Origin of the sequence: Roseimicrobium gellanilyticum, from assembly GCF_003315205.1 — a bacterium.
In the GTDB taxonomy this organism is placed as follows: Bacteria; Verrucomicrobiota; Verrucomicrobiia; order Verrucomicrobiales; family Verrucomicrobiaceae; genus Roseimicrobium; species Roseimicrobium gellanilyticum.
On the sequence record NZ_QNRR01000005.1, the window covers coordinates 187,289 to 204,070 of the forward strand.

A 16,782-nucleotide genomic window follows, 5' to 3' on the forward strand; every position below is an offset into this window, starting at 1 on the left:
ATACACGGTGAGGGACCTCGGTCTCAGGGCACTCGTATGAAATGGGGTGGCTGCATGAGCCCGAGGGAGAGCTGATTACCATGTCCGGAACTTCATCGCCGCCTCTCGCCACGCCGCCCCACACGGCCCGGGATTGGGTGCAATTGCATCTGGTCGTGCTGGCATGGGGATTCACGGCGGTGCTGGGGAAGCTGCTGACCCTGCCCCCCGTAGAAGTCGTGGTGTGGCGCACGGCGCTGGCGACCCTGGGATTGGTGGTCGTGACACGCTACATGGGCGCCACTCTGCGCATTCCCTCCGTGGTGGTGGTGAAGCTGCTCGGCATAGGTCTGCTCATCGGCACACACTGGATGCTCTTCTTTCTCTCCGTGCGCCTGAGCAATGTCTCCGTCTGCATGGCTGCCATGCCCACTACCATGCTGTGGTGCACCCTGCTGGAGCCGCTCTTTGAAAAGGGGCGCCGTATCAGCAAGCTGGAACTGGGCATGGGTGCGCTCATGGTGGCGGCGGTTTGGCTCATCTTTCGCGTGGAGTTCACACACTGGGCGGGATTCGCCGCGGGCCTCGCAGCAGCCTTCGCCGGCGCGGTATTTGCCGTGATGAACAAGGTGCTTGTGTCACGACAGCACTACGCCGTGGTGTCCTGCTATGAAATGGCCGGGGCCTTTGTTGCGTCCTCTATCGCCCTGCCATTCTTTGCTGATGGCGGCACATGGTTTCACTGGCCCACGGGACAGGATCTGATCTGTCTGCTGGTGCTTTCGCAAGTATGCACAGTGGGTGCCTATGCTGCGTACATGGATGTGCTGCGCCGGATGTCCGTGTTCAACATCAACGTCACCTACAACCTCGAGCCCGTGTACGGCATCGTGCTGGCGGCGCTCGTCTTCGGCGACACGGAACAGATGAGCAGCGGATTTTATCTGGGAGCGGGGATCATTCTCGCAGCCGTGATTGCGCTGCCCATTCTGCAACGCGCCCGTCGCCGGAGAAGGGCTGGGTTTGGTGAGATGGCGGGAATGTGACAGTTTTGTTCCTACTGCATCACAGACAAGTGCCAGACATGAGACGTTTTTTGGAGGGAGCCATATGAATGCCATGAGCCGAAATTCCCTGCGCTGGATGTGTATCCTTGCGTCGTTGTGGTGCCTTGCAGCGCATCCGTCGATGCGTGCCCAGCAGCCTTCGGACAAGGTGATTGTCATTCGGGGCTCGGACACTCTGGGGGCGAAGCTGATACCCCAGTGGGCGGAAGGATTTAGAAAAGCGGGAGCAAAAGTGTCCTTCGATATTGCCGCAGAGGGCTCCACCACAGCGTTCACCAATCTGGCAGACAAGACGTGCCGGATTGGCATGTCGAGCCGGAGAGTGACGCCAGAGGAGACTGAAATGCTGAAGAAGGCTGGTGTGCAGGTGCAAGAGATTGAGGTGGCGCGTGATCAGATAGTAATCGCATTGAATGCCGAGAACCCCATCTCCGCGCTGTCGAAGGAACAGGTGGAGAAGCTTTTCACCGGTGACATCTTGAACTGGTCTGAGCTCGGTGGTGATGATGTTCCTGTTCGCATCGCCACGCGAAATTCGTCTTCTGGCGCCTACAAGGATTTCAAAGTTCTGGCCATGAACGGACGGGACTATGGCGCCAACCGCATTTTGGACACCGATCCACCTTCGCTGCAAGTCGCCGGACAGCGGGGGGGCATTGCGTATTTGGGATTCGCCTATGCGAAAGCCAAGGGCATCAAGGTCGTCCCCATCGATGGAGTTCAACCCGGGCGGGCAGGGGGGGCGCCACCCTATCCCTATGAACGGGCTGCATATCTTTACGTGTCCTTGGAAGCGACTCCGATCGAGCGTGAGTTTCTGGAATTCATCAAGACGCCCCTCGGGAATAAGATTTCGGAGGTTGTGGGTTTTTTTCCTCCCGTGACCAAGAAGTGAATCGTGGAAAGCACCGCGCGGTTGTGACGTTGAGACAGCCATGCTCATGCGCGCATTCCTGTTCGTGATCCACGGTGTGCTTTTCGCCACGGCTGGTTTCTCTGCCGATGCAAAGGCGACAACCGCGCGCCCCAACATCCTCTTTGTCATCAGCGATGACCAGGGCTGGCCGGATCTGGGATGCATCGGCAGCAAACCGCTCATCACTCCGAATCTCGATCGGCTGGCGGCAGAAGGGGTGCGGGCCACGAATTTCTATGCCACCTGGCCTGCTTGCACACCCTCACGAGGCAGTGTGCTCACGGGTCGCTATCCGCAGCGCAACGGCCTCTATGACATGGTGCGCAATGATCTGGTGAACTTTGGCCATCGCTATGATGCGGAAGAGTATGCCGTGTCACCTGAGATGACGTTGGGATTGGATCCGAAGGAAATCACCAGCGGCGATCTGCTCACGAAGGCAGGCTACCACTGTGGCGTGGTGGGCAAGTGGGACATGGGTCAGGCGAAGCGCTACCTGCCGCTGCAACGCGGATTCCAGTTCTTCTACGGCCATGGAAACAACGGCATCGACTACTACACGCACGAGCGCTACGGCGTGCCCAGCCTCTTCCGTGACAATGAACGCACCCAGGAGGATCGTGGGACTTATGTGACCGACCTCTTTGGAAGGGAAGCCTTGCGTTTCATTGGCGAGTCAGGAGAGAAGCCATTCTTCCTGCACCTGGCGTTCAATGCGCCGCATGGTGCGTCTTCCTTTGGCGAGCCTGCGGCGGATGGGCGAAAGACCAGTGCAGGTGTGCAGGCCCCGGAGAAATACGTGGCCATGTACCGGGGCAAGGTGGAGAAGAAACTGGAGCGCTACTGTGCCGCGGTCACCTGCATGGATGACGCCATTGGTGAGGTGCTGAAGAAGCTGAAGGAAACCGGCAAGGACAAGAATACGCTGGTTCTGTTCATGTCCGACAATGGTGGCAGTGGCAATGGGGGAAACGCTCCGCTGAAGGGCAGCAAGAGCACCATGTGGGAGGGCGGTCTGCGTGTGCCTTTCATTGCGTGGTGGCCCGGGCATCTGCCTGCGGGAAAGGTGACAGACGAATTTCTCACAGCGTTGGAGATCCTTCCGACTCTTCTTGAGGCCTCAGGCACGAAGGCACCGGACGGCGTGAAGCTCGACGGGTTCGACATGATGCCTGTATTGCGTGGGGTGGAAAAATCGCCGCGTGAGGCCATGTTCTGGCAGCGTCGCGGAGACAAGGCCGCACGGGTGGGCAACTGGAAATGGCTGGAGAGCGAAAAGGGTCGGGGATTGTATGATCTCAGCACCGATCTTGGAGAGAAGCACGATCTCTCCGCCGAGAAACCGGAGGTGCTGAAGAGGGTGCAGGAACGCTTCGCTGCCTGGCGCAGGGAGATGGATGAGAGCGAGCCTCGTGGACCGTTCCGTGACTTCTAGCGTGGAAGCCTGATCAACCCGCCTGTGGCTTCGCCGCGGCGTTGACGAGATGGCCGGTGAAGTTCCCGACGGGTTCATCTCCTTTCGGGAACAACCAGTCACTGATATCCGACACAGGCACTTCCACTTGGGAGCCCTGTTTTAGAGTAGGATGGTGAAATGGCTCGTTCATCAGGTGGCCATGCACATACTCCGGCTCGATGCCAAAAACCTCCAGCCACATGTGTTCCGTGTCCTCGCCGGTGGTGAAGGCGGCTTTTACGATGAAACGAGGATCGTTAGGGTCCCGTTCCTTGAAGGCTGCGACGAATTCGGGCCACCGTCGTTTCGCTTCCGCGATGGCTTCTTCCATGGTGGTGCTGTTTTTCACACCGATCACGGGCGCTTTCACTTCCTTCTTGAAGGCGCCGAGAGGATTCGGGCCGCAAAGTACGTTCTCCAGCTCCTCGCTCCACAGGTTGAAATACTGGTGCTGCGGGCAGAAGAGGGCGAGGGTGTCGTCATCGGCCAGCGCGGTGATAGCCTTGCCAATCATCTGATACGCCTGATCGCGCATCTGCGGAACCGTGGCATTTTCCATGAGGTCGATGGCCAGCCATGCTGAGTGTTCGCGGATGATATTGGCGAAGCGGAGGTTGGGCACCTTCCTGGCGAGATCCTCCACTTCGTTGAAGTACTGGTCTTCACGGTTGTGCACCATGAACATGGCCATGGCTGGTTTGAAAGTGAATACAAAGTAGACCGCATCACCTCCGGCCACGAAGCCATCGGACTCATCAGAGGCTTCGTCCTCCGGGTCTGCTTTTGCTTCGAGCTTGATGCTCCAGGCGTCGGAGAGTGCTTGCGCGAGGATTGCCGGCTCAAGATAGCGCTGGCTCGAGCGGAGATGCACCAGCGAGATGAGGGGCTTGTCATCACCATCGCTTGAAGGATGCGAGGCATCTCCGTCGCCAGCGTCAAAGAAACCCTCCTTGGGTCTCTTCCATACACCCCAGGCAATATAGGCCGATGCGATGGCGCCGAACAGGCGGCGTGTGGAAAAGCCGTTGTTCGACATCACATAGAGACTAAAAACGGCCGAGGCGGCCAGGAGAGCTGCTGCCAGCTTTTGTGCCCAAGTTTTCCACAGGCAAAGCCCAATAATCGCTGCTACGGCAAGGGCAACCAAGGCCATCGTCCATCCGCGTCCCGGAAGAGTGCTGGCGAGGCCAAATGCATAGGCCTTCAGGCCCAGCAGCAGCACTGCCAGATTCCGGTTTGAGAACAGCCAGTCGAGAGCTCGTTTCATGCGCGGGTTATGTCATGTCGACGTCAGGTGATGCAACGCTGAACTCGAGAATTTGCCTTTAGATCTATGAGGAGCCAGCTCGGAAGGTGTAGATGTCCGCTTCCTTCAGGAAGAACTCCAAACGCAACGTCTTTCCTTTGAGATCCTCCAGTGACTTTTCCCGCCATTTCAGCTCGTGCGCTGTGCTGTCACCTTTGAAGGTTTCACCATCATCAAATGCATAGCCCGGCAGCACCTTCCGCTTTTCGTCGGAGATCTGCACGCGCAGTTCACCCTTGCCGGCATTTGCGTTGACAATTAGAGGGCCGCCTGGCCAGCGAATGAGTTTGGTGCAAAGAACGCCACCTCCGGGTGGACCATGCATGGAGATGAAGCCCTCCTTGCGCAGCTTCGCCAGGCCGATGCCAGCGGTGCGATCCCGCAATTCATGGGGACCATCGCTGGCCGCATAGTAGATCCACCATTCGTCTCCCATCTCAATCCAGTCGGCGCTGCCGAAGACCATGCCGTCATCCCACGCGCCGTCCCTGCCGAGTTCGAGGAGTCTTGGACGGGTAGGGAAGCGCTGCCAGTGTTCGCCGTCACGAGTCCATGTGAGCTCAGTGACAATGTCCGTATTCAGCTTGAATGGCCAGAGGAAGCCCCAGGTGATGCCCGCGTGACGTTTTGCGGACATGCCGTAGAAGCGATTGAACCCACGCTCCATGTCGAGCTCGTCTGGCACGAGAATCATCTCTGGTGATCCGGTCCAAGTGCTCCACAGATCCTTCCCCCGGATGCTGGCAATTCGGCGGGACTCGCCATCGTGCAGCATGTCCGTGCGGCCGCCCACCAGGTAGCGATCCTTGGCGCGGCAGAACATGACATACTCACCCGCGGCATCGTCGTAGATGATGGAGTTCTGCGTGTCGCTATGCAGGGGGAGTACGAGCGAGTCGTTCTTTTCCTCCCAATGGATGCCATCCCGGGAACCCACCACGCGAATGCCACTCTGGTCACGGACACCGCCGGTACGATAGGTCATGATGAATCGGTGTCCGCGTCGGTCTCTTTCGGGTACCTGGATGACTTGCGGTCCACTGGCGCGTTTGCCGCCCCAGCCTTTCCATACGATGTTGTTGACCTTGGTGCCCTTCCACTCGTGCAATTCCAGTTCGGGACGGGTCCACCTCAGCCCGTCGCCGGATTCTGCATACGCGATGGCGTAGTCGTTTCCCTCTTCACCACTCTCACTGCGGACGTGGGTTTGGTACCACATTCTGAAGACGCCGCTTTCCGGATCGCGTGCCACAGTCACATAGCCGCCGTCGTCGGCGATCACAGGGTTGCCTTCATGTTTGGCGGGCGCATGAAAGGCACGGAGCACTTCCTCGCGCTTGGGTTTCAGGGACCAGCGGTTGTCCACGAGGTGGTCATCCAGGAAGAACTGCGGCGTGTGACCGATCTCCAGCGGCTCCACGCAAAGTGCCCGGTGCGTCAAAAGCAGGAGGGGCAGGGTCAGCAGCAGGGCAGGAATGATGCGTCCGAGGTGCATGTCACCATGACGAGGCATTGTTTATGCATCTCTCATTTCATTCCATGGGAAGATGTGATTAAGTTGGTCGTTACATCCCCACACGCATGGACCTCACGTACAGCCGACGTCTGTTTCTCCTTCTGTTGTTGCCAATGTTGGGATGGATTCCCGGTGCGCGGGGCGCCGACCGGCCCAACATCATCTTCATCCTCGCAGATGATCTGGCGCAGGGAGATCTCGGTTGTTATGGGCAGAAGCTGATCAAGACACCAAACCTGGATCGGCTGGCAGCGGAAGGCATGCGTTTCAACCAGGCCTACAGTGGCACGAGTGTGTGTGCACCTTCACGCAGCGCGCTGATGACGGGGCTGCACATGGGGCATTGCCCGATTCGTGCGAATCGTGAGATTGGCAAGGAGGGTCAGATGCCGCTGCCGCAGGGCACGGTGACTGTGGCCCAGATCTTGAAAGACGCAGGCTATGCGACTGCCTGCGTGGGCAAGTGGGGCATGGGCATGTTCAACACCAGCGGCAGCCCGCTGAAGGTGGGCTTTGAGCACTTCTTTGGGTACAACTGCCAGCGTCACGCGCACAGCTACTTCCCCACCTATCTGTACACAGACGATCAGAAGTTTGCGTTGGATGGGAAGACGTATGCGCAGGAAGTACTGGCGCGGGATGCGGAGCGCTGGGTGGCCTCTCAAAAGAGCCGGCCCTTCTTCCTCTACTACGCGGTCACGCTTCCCCACGGGAAGTATGAGATCGACAGCCTCGGGGAATACGCACAGCAGGAAAAGTGGACCAAGCAGCAGCAGACCTATGCCGCCATGGTCACGCGACTGGACAGTGATGTGGGACGCTTGATGACCACGCTCAAGGCGCTGAACATCGAGAACAAGACGCTGGTGATGTTCGCGGGTGACAATGGCTCTGCCTTCGCGCCAGAGTCCGAAATCGGGAAACACTTTGACCAAAGCATGGGAGGCAAGCTGCGAGGCAACAAGCGTTCCCTCTATGAAGGTGGACTCCGGCAGGCGGCGATCGCACGCTGGCCGGGTGTCATTCCTGCCGGAAAGGTGAGTGATGAGCCATGGGCTTTTTGGGATTTTCTGCCCACAGCAGCGGAACTGGCCGGCGCCGAGCTTCCTCAAGGGTACAAGACCGATGGCAATTCCCTGGTCTCGATGCTGAAAGGTGGTGAGGCTCCGCACCGGGAGTATTTCTATTGGGAACTGCACGAGGGACCCACGATTCAGGCGTTGCGCTTCGACAACTGGAAAGCCGTGCGCGGTGGGCCCTCCAAGGCAATCGAACTCTATGATCTCAGCACGGATGAAAAGGAATCCAAGGACCTGGCGAAGGAAAAGCCGGATGTGGTGACGCAAGCCCAGGGCATGATGAGCGCTGCGCGGGTGGACTCGGCCGAGTTTCCCTTGAAGGACACGAAGGGAAAGAAGAAGTGAGATTCCACAACAAGAGCGGGACCCCGGTGGCATCGTGACGCGATGCGTTGACACGCAATGCCGGGCTGCTTAGTTCGTGGAATGTCATCGTTGCTGGTCGTCAGCCATCCCGGCCATGAATTGAGGTTGCACCATTGGCTGGAGGTGGAGAGGCCGGAGGTATTTGTACTGACCGATGGCTCGGGCTCTACGATGCGGAGCCGCATGGCATCAACGCGTCGTTTGATTGAGGGCGCGGGCTCCACGCTGGCGCTACAATCGGGAGAGCGAACCGATGCCGAAATGTACACAGCTTTGCGGACACAGGACCGGGCGTTCTTCAGAGCAATTTTTGATGCCATCAGCAACTTGATGGCGAGGGCAGATGTGGACACGGTGGTCTGCGATGCGGTCGAGGGGTACAACACCTCTCATGATCTCTGCTTTCAGTTGGTGCTGTCTGCGGTGCGCGCGCAGAGGCGCCCCATCTTGGTGCGGGACTTTCTGCTGGTTGGCCGGCCTGATACGATCCCGACAGGAGAGTGCACCGTGCATCGGCTGGACGAACAGGCGCTGCAGCGGAAGCTGGACGCTGCCAGTCACTATCCTGAACTCGCGGCGGAAATTCAGTCTGCCGTGGAGATCTTTGGCCGGGAGGCATTCGCCACGGAAGTGTTGCGCCATGTGGGCAACCCTTCAGTTCCCATTCCTCCGCCTTCCCTGCCGCCTTACTACGAGACTTATGGGGAGAAGCGTGTGCGTGAAGGTGTGTACAGCATGGTGATTCGCCACGAGATTCACGTGGGCCCGATGTCAGAGGAAATCTGGAAATGGGCAGACGGTGTGTGACGGTGCTCATTGCCGTCACTCCTGAGAAAATGACACCGATCGCACTCGGAAATTGTCCCGTATTTGTTGCATCGGTTGCTTGAATGAAGGCGGTATCTTTTCAGAATGTTCCATGCATTCATTCTTTAGGAAGAAAACAGAGCCGCAGACCTTGGAGGGGAAAGCAAAGTACTGCGCAAACTTGGAGTCGAAACCAGGTGACGCTGTATGACGGGCCGAAGTGCGATGAGGAAAAAAATTGAAATGGAAGGGCGGGCATGCGCATTCACATCCTGAGCGATCTCCATCAGGAATTTGGAGAAGTCGATGTGCCTGAGGTGTCGTGTGACTTGGTCATCCTCGCAGGCGATGTGTCCACCAAGCTGAATGGACTGACGTGGATCCGGAAACGGTTCCCCTCCATGCCTGTGATCTATCTCTGTGGGAACCATGAGTTCTATGGGGAGAAGCTTCCGCGTGTGACGGAAAAGCTGAGGCTGGAGTGTGAGGGCACGAATGTGCACTATCTCGAGAATGATGCCGTGGAGCTGGGAGGGTACTGGTTCTATGGCTGCACGTTGTGGACAGACCTGGCCTTGCACGGTGACTGGCATGTGGGTGCCGGTGAGGCCGGGGAGTTGATGAATGACTACAAGCGCGTGAGGAACTCTGAAAAGAGCTACCGTCATCTCACACCTCAGGATACCCGGGCTCTGCATCTGCATTCCGTTGAAGCCATGGGGGAGTTTTTGGAGGGCCACGATCCATCCAGGACAGTCGTCGTGACACACCATGCGCCGTCCATGTGCTCATTGCCGGAGCACCGGAGGTCGAAGTTGTTGAGCTGTGCTTACGCCTCCCATCTCGACGACTTCATCTTGAAACATGAGCCCCTGCTGTGGATTCACGGGCACATTCATCACAGCTGCGACTATCATATTGGGCAGACAAGGGTGGTGGCCAATCCGAGAGCCTACCCTGATGGCCCCAATGTCTGGTTCAACCCAGCACTGGTGATGGACTTGGAGATGTTGAAGGCGGAGCGTGCCAGGGCGCGGGGGTGAGCATGTGTGCGGCAGGCGGTTGCACCCCTTCGTGCTGAAGCACAGCACTTGACGAACGCCGGGAGCCGTGGACAGGAGTTGTGTTTTCACACGCAGTTCGCCCCTCCTCCCGCCCCGAATGACCTCCCAGGCCACGGTCCTCATTGTCGATGACGAGAAGCATACCCGTGAAGGGTTGCGCCTCTCGCTCGAGGAGGAGTTTGACGTCTATGTGGCAGGCAGCACCACCGAGGCGCTGGAGATTCTCAAAGGCGATCCGATGGACGTGATGCTCACCGACCTGCGGCTGGGTGGTGAGAGCGGCATGGATTTGATCGAGAAGGCGCTCAAGCTCCCGCACCCACCCATCTGCATCATGATGACCGCCTATGGGTCGGTAGATACGGCGGTGGAGGCCATGAAGCGTGGGGCCTACGACTTTGTCACCAAGCCCCTCAATCTGGATGAGGTGGAAATTCTCATCAAACGGGCGCTGAAAAGCCGCACGCTCGAGCGTGAGAACGTCGAGCTCAAAAAGCAGGTGGAGCGGAAGTACTCCATCGAGGGCATCCTGGGGCAGAGCGAGGTGATGAAGCCGGTGTTCGAAATCATCGAACAGGTGGCACCCACGCGCGCAACGGTGTTGATCGAAGGCGAAAGTGGCACGGGGAAGGAACTGGTGGCGCGAGCGCTCCATCACCTCAGCGGCAGGCCGAAGGCGAAGCTGGTCACGGTGCATTGCGCGGCGCTGGCTCCGAATGTCCTGGAGAGCGAGCTCTTCGGCCACGAGAAGGGGTCCTTCACCGGGGCCATGGATCGCCGCATCGGGCGTTTCGAGCTCGCTGATGGCGGCACCTTGTTTCTGGATGAGATCGGCGAGATCGATGCCAACGTGCAGGTGAAGCTGCTCCGTGCACTGGGCGAGCAGACCATCGAACGTGTCGGCGGCAGCAAACCCATCAAAGTGGACGTCCGGGTCATCGCCGCCACGAACAAGGACCTGGCGGCGCTGGTGCAGGAGGGGAAGTTCCGCGAGGACCTCTTCTGGCGCCTTCGCGTCGTGCAGATTGACCTGCCACCACTGAGGGCCCGCAAAGGCGACATCCCCATCCTGGCAGAGTCATTTTTGAAGGAACTCGCCGCTCTCAACGGGAAACCCTACAAGCCGCTGAGTGAAGATGCGCTACAGGCGCTGCTGGCCTATGACTGGCCGGGAAATGTCCGCGAGTTGCGCACGGCCTTGGAGCACGGCGTGGTCATGTGCAATACTCCACGCGTTGGCCTGCGGCATCTGCCCCAGTACATCCTGTCCGGTGGGTCAATCCTGCCCGGCGCTTCTTCTGGTAAAGGCGTGGATGCGAACACTGTTGGTGGTGGCGCCACGGGGTCGGGAGTGTTTCGCCCAGGCGATGACCTGAACCTTGAGAAGATGGAACGTGCCATGATTGAAGCGGCGCTGCAGCGCACGGGTGACAATCGCACCGAGGCGGCGGAGTTGCTGGGGCTGAGCCGCCGCACCCTCCAGCGCAAGCTGCAGGAGATGGGGCGCGTGAAGCGCATCCGCAGACGTGGAGCGACAGAAGAATCTTCTGAAGACAGCTCAGACGACTGAGGCTTGGAACCAGTGGTGCTTGTGGAGGATTGAGCAGGACTCGCTCTTGATGGAATATAGGAGGTCGCTGGTGGGAATAGCCTCCATCCAACCCATGCCCGGCTCGTCATGAAATCGTCTGCTCTATTCCAGTCCTTAAGCGGTCATCCAAGATGGCGCCATCGATCAAGAAGCTTGTGGCTGATTCTGATTGGGGTACTCCTCACGAGTTCGGCGCCCTGGATTCACGCAGGGGGGCTGCCCGCGTTTGAATCTGACCAAGAGGCGCATCTCTGGCTCAAAGAGAACAGCCCGTACTACAGCCTCATGGCGGAGGAGGTGGAGAAGCGTGGCGACATCAGCTTCGATGTTCTGGAAAATCAGAAGGGGGGGATGGTGGAAAGTGGGACCGGTCAGGGCCCGGGACGCATCTTGCTCGCGAAGGAATTGAAAGGCGCGGCGCGGTTGAGCATTCACATCTTCGAACTGACGAATGCCTACCAGAAGCGGCTGCATGATGAGGTCGACGAGAAGGTCCGCAGCGGCGCGATCGAGACACCTGCTGAGTTTGGCCTGCTGCATGAGCTCATCGAGTACGACGGGTTGCGCTATCATCGATTTGTATTGGCGGAACTGAATGCTGTGTTGGATGGCGGCATTCCGCGTGAGATGCTCACGTGGATCAATCCCAAGCTCACGGACCTCTCAAGTTACGAACTGCCGCTGGCCTTTGAGTATGCGAAGGCACAGGCCAGGAGCGGGCACACGGCGCACTATCATGAGTGGTTCTGGAGGCAAAAGCCCGCGGCGCCTGCGCGTTGACGTGGTGGGGCGGCTGGCATTACAGCATCGGCATGTCCACACCACAGGTTCTCTCCACTGCACGCACCCACTTGCGCCCGTTTGAGCTCACGGATGCGGATGCGGCCTTCGCGTGGTTCAGTGATCCGGAGGTGATGCGTTATATTCCCTCTCCTCCGGATGCCACGGTGCACCAGACGGAAGAGCGGATCGGCCGCTACATGGAGCACGGTCGCAACCATGGCTTCAGCAAGTGGATTGTCCTGGATGAGAAGACGGGAGCCCCCATTGGCGACGCAGGCTTCTATACCATTCCTGGCAGCAATCGGGTCGAGTTGGGCTACCGGCTTGCGAGGAAGGAGTGGGGGAAGGGCCTGGCCACTGAGATTGCGGCGCGTTGGCTGGAGGTGGCAGATGAGTGGTATGGCTTCCGCGAGCTGTTCGCCTTTGCGCATCCGGAGAACAAGCCATCCCTGCATGTGATGGAGAAGCTGGGATTTCGTTACTCGCACACGGAGAAAATCTATGGCATGGATGCGCCCCTGTACCGGCTGCTCCTGGCTCCTGCTGCGGGAGAGACAGCTCCGCGCTCTGCCTCCTCCATTTCACCTGCCATGTCCACCACGCTTCAAGCATTGCACATTCCCGAAGGCTCGGGCGCAAACTTCAACCTCCTGGGCCTTTCCACCACCATCAAGGTGACCGCCGCGCAGAGTGGCGGCGCCTATGTGCTCTATGAGCAGATTGTGCTGCCCGGCATGGGCGTGCCGCCGCACGTGCACACTCGGGAAGATGAAGTCTTCTTTGTGCTGGACGGTGAGGTGGAGTTTCTCGCGGGAGACCAGTCTGTGATCGCCAAGGCAGGGGACGTCCTGCATGCGCCCCGCGGAGTGCCACATGCTTACAAGGGCGTGGGAGAGGTGCCGGCCAAGATTCGGTTCCTTGTCTCACCCGGTGAGATAGAGGGCATGTTTGCGCAGCTTGCTTCGTGGCCCTCAGATGTACCTCCGGATCTGGCCAAGCTGGGCGACCTGTGCGCGAAATTCGGCATCAGCTTTGTGTAAATTCCCGCGTCTCTCGGGTGCTTTTTTAACCTGTCACGGTGGCGTTCCAAAGCGTTTTCACGGCTTGAGCCGCCGCGAGTACGTGGTGCACTCGAAACACGTGTGCACCACGACGAATGCCGGCGGCAACGCAGGCCACGGTGCCCGCATCGCGATCAAGTGGGTCCGGTAATGCAAGCACGTCACCGATGACCGTCTTCCGCGAAACGGGGAGCAGAATGGGCCGCTCGAAGTGGTGCAGCGCGGGAAGCTCGCGGTAGATGCGCAGATTGTCATCGCGTTGTTTGGCGAAGTCGATGCCGGGATCCAGCAGGAGATGGTCCTGGGAAAGCCCGGCCCCCAGCGCGAGCTGGATTTTTTCGGCGAAGAAGGTGTCCAGAGTGGTCATCACCTCCGGATACACCACATGGGTGTGGGGCACCTTTGGTTCGCCTATCGAGTGCATGATGAGCAGCGCAGTGTCATGCTTCGCGCAGAGTTCCGCATTGCGTGCGGTGGGCAGTGCGGAGATATCGTTGAGGAGATCTCCTCCTTCCGGCAGTACCTGGGCCACCACCTCGCTGCGCCAGGTATTGATGGAAAGAATCGGAGGCCAGCACTGTTCCGCATCCCATGGAGGCGTGGGCATGGAGTCCAGCAATGCAGGCCATGCGCGGATGAAAGGGATCAGCCTTGCCACTTCTTCATCAATGGAGATGGGGCCGCGGTTGGTGCGCGCACTTTCCGCGCCGATATCGATGATGTCCGCCCCTTCACGCAGCATGCGCTCAGCCTGGGCCAGCGCTGTGCTGACCTCCAGCGAGCCATCCCGGCAAAAAGAATCGTCGTTGATGTTGACGATGCCCATCACCAGCGGCCTGCGTGGGAAAAGCAGGCTCCGGTGGCGTAAGGCCAGACGCATGGGGTGGTGGCTTGGGAACACGCGAAGTCAGCGAATGGCCTGCAATTGCCCGGCGAATTTCACAAAGGCCGTCGCTTGGGAGCGCAAACGATCTACAATGGATGCATCGGTGAGGTTCCCGTCATCAGACAACAAGCCGGAGACATGGGGCAAAAAGACGCGCTCGGGGCAGATGTACGCATTCCGATAGCCGAAGATGGCCTGGAGCTGCTCCACAGGGCGCAACGCACCCCACATGCCGCCGGCCAGCCCCGTGAAGACCACCGGCCGGTGCTCGAAGGACTCCGGGAACTTCAGCATGTCGATGAAATATTTCAGGATGCCTGGCACGCCCCCGTTGTATTCAGGGGTCACGATGTGCACGCCGTCACTCTGCAGGATGGTTTCGCTGAAGCGGCCAAAGGAATCCGGCTTTTTCGCATAGGACTGTGGCAGGAAGATGTCCTGTGGCAGGTCTGCCAAGTCGAGGATTTCCACTGGATGACCCAGATCCTGGTAGAGGTCGGCGATGATGGAGACGATCTTCCGCGTGTTGCTGCCGGGGCGATTCGTACCGGAGAGGAGGGTGAGCTTCATGAAATCGGAGCAGGGAGGCCGGGGTATGACGGTGTTCAGGTCTTAGTCGAGCGGAGCCAGGGTACGGCGTCTTTTTTCAAATCGGGCACTGTGGGTGTAGCCGACGTCCTGGGCCAGTTGGACGGCCTGTGCAAAGTCCGCGCCGACCTCTCCGGGGGCATGGGCGTCCGAGTTAATGAGCAGCGGGACCCCGGCGGAATGCGCCAGCACCAGAAACTCGCGGGCGGGGTACATCTCCCGCACGTCCTTGCGGAGGCCCGCCGTATTGATTTCGAACGCGGTGTCTGTGTCTACAAGTGCTTGAATCACAGGCTCATAGAATCGACGTAAGTCGCCGGAGGCGCGGAAGCCGAACTTTTTGGGCAAGTCCGGGTGGCCCATGAAGTCGAAGAGCCGGGAGCGGATGGCCTTTTCATAGAGGTGGAAATAGAGGGCCCAGATCTCGTCGACACTGCCCTCCGTGAAGCGGGAGATGTATTTCGGATTATCCACGTCCCAGCCCGGCGCGATGTAGTGGACACTCCCGATGAGGTAGTCGAAATCGGCTGCTTTGGAGAGCTCCTCCACCCAAGCTTCCCCGCCTTGAAGGTAGTCCACCTCCAGCCCCAGGCGAATGGGCAGGGAGGGGTGGGCAGCGCGGGCTTCGTCCACCATTTCAAGGTATTTCGGGAACTCCTCCCACGCCATGCGCCAGTCGTCGAAGTAGGTTTGCATGGGGCTGTGGTCCGACAGGCCCAACTCCGGCAGACCGAGATCCACGGCGCGAGCCGCATATTCGCGAGGATGACCCTCGGCGTGCTTGCAGAGGGGAGTATGGGTGTGATAGTCCGGCGGCATCGCAGGGACATAGCACGGAGTTTAAAAAAATCTTGCTGGTGGAAATGCCAATTGCTTAATTGAAAGGAATTATGAAAAAAGGCCTCCTGAGTTTTTCAGCTTTTTTGTTTGCCCTTGTGGCAGTTCCCCAAGCCCAGGCGTGGGTGGGTGGTCCCTTTGACAGCGGTGACTACAACATCCTCCATGAGCGTGAGGGTGTGTATCAGGCAACCATGACCTACAAGAACGGTTCAGGTTTCTGCCAGTTCTCCCAGGACAACGCCCTTGGCGCCCAGTCTACCGCTGCCGGCTCCCCAGGACTCAGCGTGTTCAGCTTGGAAAACCGCTCCCTGCTCTATTACAAGGGCATCACCTATGCCGGCGTCGCCACTGGCGTAGTGGACTTTGAATCCCGTAAGGTCCACGGTTTCACCAACGGAAGCACAACGGTACAGACGACCATCACCGGTGGTACTGGCGGTGGCTCGGCCTCGGATTATGTCGTGGTGAACGGCAATGAGCCCGATCCCGGATTCGGCTTCTCGAACTCGCAGTTCACGGCCAAGATCACCCGGATGGCACCCCTCCTTCGCTTCCAGGGCAAGGGTGAGGCTTCCTTCTTCATCGATCCTCAGGTTGAAGACCTTCGTGACGTGGTCACCACCGCCATTGGCACCATCGACTTCGATGCCTTTGTCGATCCTTTGACTGATAGCTTCAACACGGCGGCTCTGGCCGACATCATTCACGCGGCCATCGATCTTTACAAGGAAATCGACGACGCCAGCAGCCCTGCGAACAACATCGAATTCGTCAAGACCAAGGTCTTTGGTTCACGTCGCTATTTCTAGGCTGATCCTTTGACGAACGCACTTCAACGGGGCATCGTTTCCTAAACGATGCCCCTCTTTTTTGGATGAAGATCCCCGCCCTCCGCTCTGCCCCCCGCGGCTGGACCCTGATTGAGTTGCTCATTGTTGTGACGCTCGTGGCAGTGTTGGCCACGTTGGCTTTCCCTCTGTTTGGCTACTTCAGAAAGAAGGCCCAGTTTGTGAGCTGTGTGAGCCACCTTCGGGTCCTTCACGGTGGGTTCATGGCCCACATGATGGACAATGACATGGTCTGGCCGCAGGTCCCGGAGGACATCTTCAACTCCTCAGACGATGAAAGGATGTGGAGGTGGTACTTCGAAACGCTCAAGCCCTATGGGATTGGCAAGCCCATGTGGACCTGTCCCGCGGATGTCCTTTCCTCAGAAGAGGTGTATTCCACCGAAAGTGATTTTACCGGGTCGTATATTCCCACCATGTTTGATGAGCGGCCCAATACCGCCTTTCTCTGGGGGAATCAGCCCTGGCTCATTGAGCGGGGAGAGATGCATGGCAAGGGAGACGGGCCGAACATCGTGATGCCGGACGGCACTGTCCGTCAGGGTCCATCTCTGTTTCCGAAATAGCCCTCCCGGGGGACATGGACAGCGCCGGATGATTGTCTGGCGCACCTTCCCGGGTCGAGAAAC

At 58.8% G+C, this 16,782-nt stretch carries 16 protein-coding genes; 11 read left to right on the top strand and 5 right to left on the bottom strand.

The genetic code is table 11. The features are described from left to right. The first annotated feature begins 80 nt into the window (after nt 1-80). From DES53_RS15635 to DES53_RS15645, 3 genes are all read left to right on the top strand, one after another. Nucleotides 81-1,025, top strand: coding sequence for a DMT family transporter (locus DES53_RS15635; RefSeq protein WP_170157153.1), 945 nt, complete (start codon nt 81-83; stop codon nt 1,023-1,025). A gap of 73 nt (nt 1,026-1,098) precedes the next feature. After that, entirely contained in the window at nt 1,099-1,941 is an 843-nt protein-coding gene (locus tag DES53_RS15640; RefSeq protein WP_170157154.1) for a PstS family phosphate ABC transporter substrate-binding protein, read from the top strand. A gap of 46 nt (nt 1,942-1,987) precedes the next feature. Beyond that, entirely contained in the window at nt 1,988-3,397 is a 1,410-nt protein-coding gene (locus DES53_RS15645) for a sulfatase-like hydrolase/transferase (protein ID WP_113959224.1), read from the top strand. A gap of 13 nt (nt 3,398-3,410) precedes the next feature. Here the strand turns inward: DES53_RS15645 and DES53_RS15650 are convergent, their stop codons facing one another. Together DES53_RS15650 and DES53_RS15655 are read right to left on the bottom strand one after the other, a co-directional pair. After that, entirely contained in the window at nt 3,411-4,685 is a 1,275-nt protein-coding gene (locus DES53_RS15650) for a DUF2314 domain-containing protein (RefSeq protein WP_113959225.1), read from the bottom strand. Nucleotides 4,686-4,749: 64 nt separating this feature from the next. Further along, complete coding sequence (locus tag DES53_RS15655; protein WP_147263432.1) at nt 4,750-6,219, bottom strand: hypothetical protein; 1,470 nt, start codon at nt 6,217-6,219, stop codon at nt 4,750-4,752. Nucleotides 6,220-6,305: 86 nt separating this feature from the next. Here DES53_RS15655 and DES53_RS15660 point away from each other — a divergent pair, with 86 nt between their 5' ends. The 6 genes from DES53_RS15660 to DES53_RS15685 all read left to right on the top strand — a co-directional run bounded on the left by DES53_RS15660 (nt 6,306) and on the right by DES53_RS15685 (nt 12,970). Beyond that, nucleotides 6,306-7,664 (top strand): arylsulfatase, encoded by a 1,359-nt coding sequence (locus DES53_RS15660; RefSeq protein ID WP_113959227.1) that lies wholly within the window; start codon nt 6,306-6,308, stop codon nt 7,662-7,664. Nucleotides 7,665-7,868: 204 nt separating this feature from the next. Next, on the top strand, nt 7,869-8,492 hold the full coding sequence (locus tag DES53_RS15665) for a hypothetical protein (protein ID WP_147263433.1): 624 nt from the start codon (nt 7,869-7,871) through the stop codon (nt 8,490-8,492). A gap of 257 nt (nt 8,493-8,749) precedes the next feature. After that, on the top strand, nt 8,750-9,535 hold the full coding sequence (locus DES53_RS15670; RefSeq protein WP_113959229.1) for a metallophosphoesterase: 786 nt from the start codon (nt 8,750-8,752) through the stop codon (nt 9,533-9,535). Between the two features lie 118 nt (nt 9,536-9,653). Next, nucleotides 9,654-11,126, top strand: coding sequence for a sigma-54-dependent transcriptional regulator (locus tag DES53_RS15675; protein WP_113959230.1), 1,473 nt, complete (start codon nt 9,654-9,656; stop codon nt 11,124-11,126). A 174-nt stretch (nt 11,127-11,300) separates the two neighbouring features. Continuing rightward, nucleotides 11,301-11,927, top strand: coding sequence for a hypothetical protein (locus tag DES53_RS15680; protein ID WP_113959231.1), 627 nt, complete (start codon nt 11,301-11,303; stop codon nt 11,925-11,927). A gap of 32 nt (nt 11,928-11,959) precedes the next feature. After that, nucleotides 11,960-12,970: a GNAT family N-acetyltransferase gene (locus DES53_RS15685; protein ID WP_113959232.1), complete on the top strand. Its 1,011-nt coding sequence runs from the start codon at nt 11,960-11,962 to the stop codon at nt 12,968-12,970. A gap of 25 nt (nt 12,971-12,995) precedes the next feature. Here the strand turns inward: DES53_RS15685 and folP are convergent, their stop codons facing one another. The 3 genes from folP to DES53_RS15700 are packed head-to-tail and all read right to left on the bottom strand — an operon-like array spanning nt 12,996 to nt 15,284. Then, complete coding sequence (gene folP / locus DES53_RS15690; RefSeq protein ID WP_245958182.1) at nt 12,996-13,871, bottom strand: dihydropteroate synthase; 876 nt, start codon at nt 13,869-13,871, stop codon at nt 12,996-12,998. 27 nt (nt 13,872-13,898) lie between these two features. Then, complete coding sequence (locus DES53_RS15695; protein ID WP_113959234.1) at nt 13,899-14,447, bottom strand: NADPH-dependent FMN reductase; 549 nt, start codon at nt 14,445-14,447, stop codon at nt 13,899-13,901. A gap of 42 nt (nt 14,448-14,489) precedes the next feature. Next, nucleotides 14,490-15,284, bottom strand: coding sequence for a histidinol-phosphatase HisJ family protein (locus DES53_RS15700; protein ID WP_113959235.1), 795 nt, complete (start codon nt 15,282-15,284; stop codon nt 14,490-14,492). A 116-nt stretch (nt 15,285-15,400) separates the two neighbouring features. Here DES53_RS15700 and DES53_RS15705 point away from each other — a divergent pair, with 116 nt between their 5' ends. Beyond that, nucleotides 15,401-16,114 carry a hypothetical protein gene (locus tag DES53_RS15705; RefSeq protein WP_211325565.1) on the top strand — a complete coding sequence of 238 codons (714 nt, stop codon included), beginning with the start codon at nt 15,401-15,403 and terminating at the stop codon, nt 16,112-16,114. Nucleotides 16,115-16,179: 65 nt separating this feature from the next. Continuing rightward, on the top strand, nt 16,180-16,719 hold the full coding sequence (locus DES53_RS15710) for a type II secretion system protein (RefSeq protein WP_113959237.1): 540 nt from the start codon (nt 16,180-16,182) through the stop codon (nt 16,717-16,719). Nucleotides 16,720-16,782 lie beyond the last annotated feature (63 nt).

Bases quoted from the DNA above. Each gene is read 5' to 3' on its own strand.
- DES53_RS15635 (WP_170157153.1), top strand. From the start codon at position 81: ATGTCCGGAACTTCATCGCCGCCTCTCGCCACGCCGCCCCACACGGCC.
- DES53_RS15640 (WP_170157154.1), top strand. From the start codon at position 1,099: ATGAGCCGAAATTCCCTGCGCTGGATGTGTATCCTTGCGTCGTTGTGG.
- DES53_RS15645 (WP_113959224.1), top strand. From the start codon at position 1,988: ATGCGCGCATTCCTGTTCGTGATCCACGGTGTGCTTTTCGCCACGGCT.
- DES53_RS15650 (WP_113959225.1), bottom strand. From the start codon at position 4,685: ATGAAACGAGCTCTCGACTGGCTGTTCTCAAACCGGAATCTGGCAGTG.
- DES53_RS15655 (WP_147263432.1), bottom strand. From the start codon at position 6,219: ATGCACCTCGGACGCATCATTCCTGCCCTGCTGCTGACCCTGCCCCTC.
- DES53_RS15660 (WP_113959227.1), top strand. From the start codon at position 6,306: ATGGACCTCACGTACAGCCGACGTCTGTTTCTCCTTCTGTTGTTGCCA.
- DES53_RS15665 (WP_147263433.1), top strand. From the start codon at position 7,869: ATGGCATCAACGCGTCGTTTGATTGAGGGCGCGGGCTCCACGCTGGCG.
- DES53_RS15670 (WP_113959229.1), top strand. From the start codon at position 8,750: ATGCGCATTCACATCCTGAGCGATCTCCATCAGGAATTTGGAGAAGTC.
- DES53_RS15675 (WP_113959230.1), top strand. From the start codon at position 9,654: ATGACCTCCCAGGCCACGGTCCTCATTGTCGATGACGAGAAGCATACC.
- DES53_RS15685 (WP_113959232.1), top strand. From the start codon at position 11,960: ATGTCCACACCACAGGTTCTCTCCACTGCACGCACCCACTTGCGCCCG.
- folP (WP_245958182.1), bottom strand. From the start codon at position 13,871: ATGCGTCTGGCCTTACGCCACCGGAGCCTGCTTTTCCCACGCAGGCCG.
- DES53_RS15695 (WP_113959234.1), bottom strand. From the start codon at position 14,447: ATGAAGCTCACCCTCCTCTCCGGTACGAATCGCCCCGGCAGCAACACG.
- DES53_RS15700 (WP_113959235.1), bottom strand. From the start codon at position 15,284: ATGCCGCCGGACTATCACACCCATACTCCCCTCTGCAAGCACGCCGAG.
- DES53_RS15710 (WP_113959237.1), top strand. From the start codon at position 16,180: ATGAAGATCCCCGCCCTCCGCTCTGCCCCCCGCGGCTGGACCCTGATT.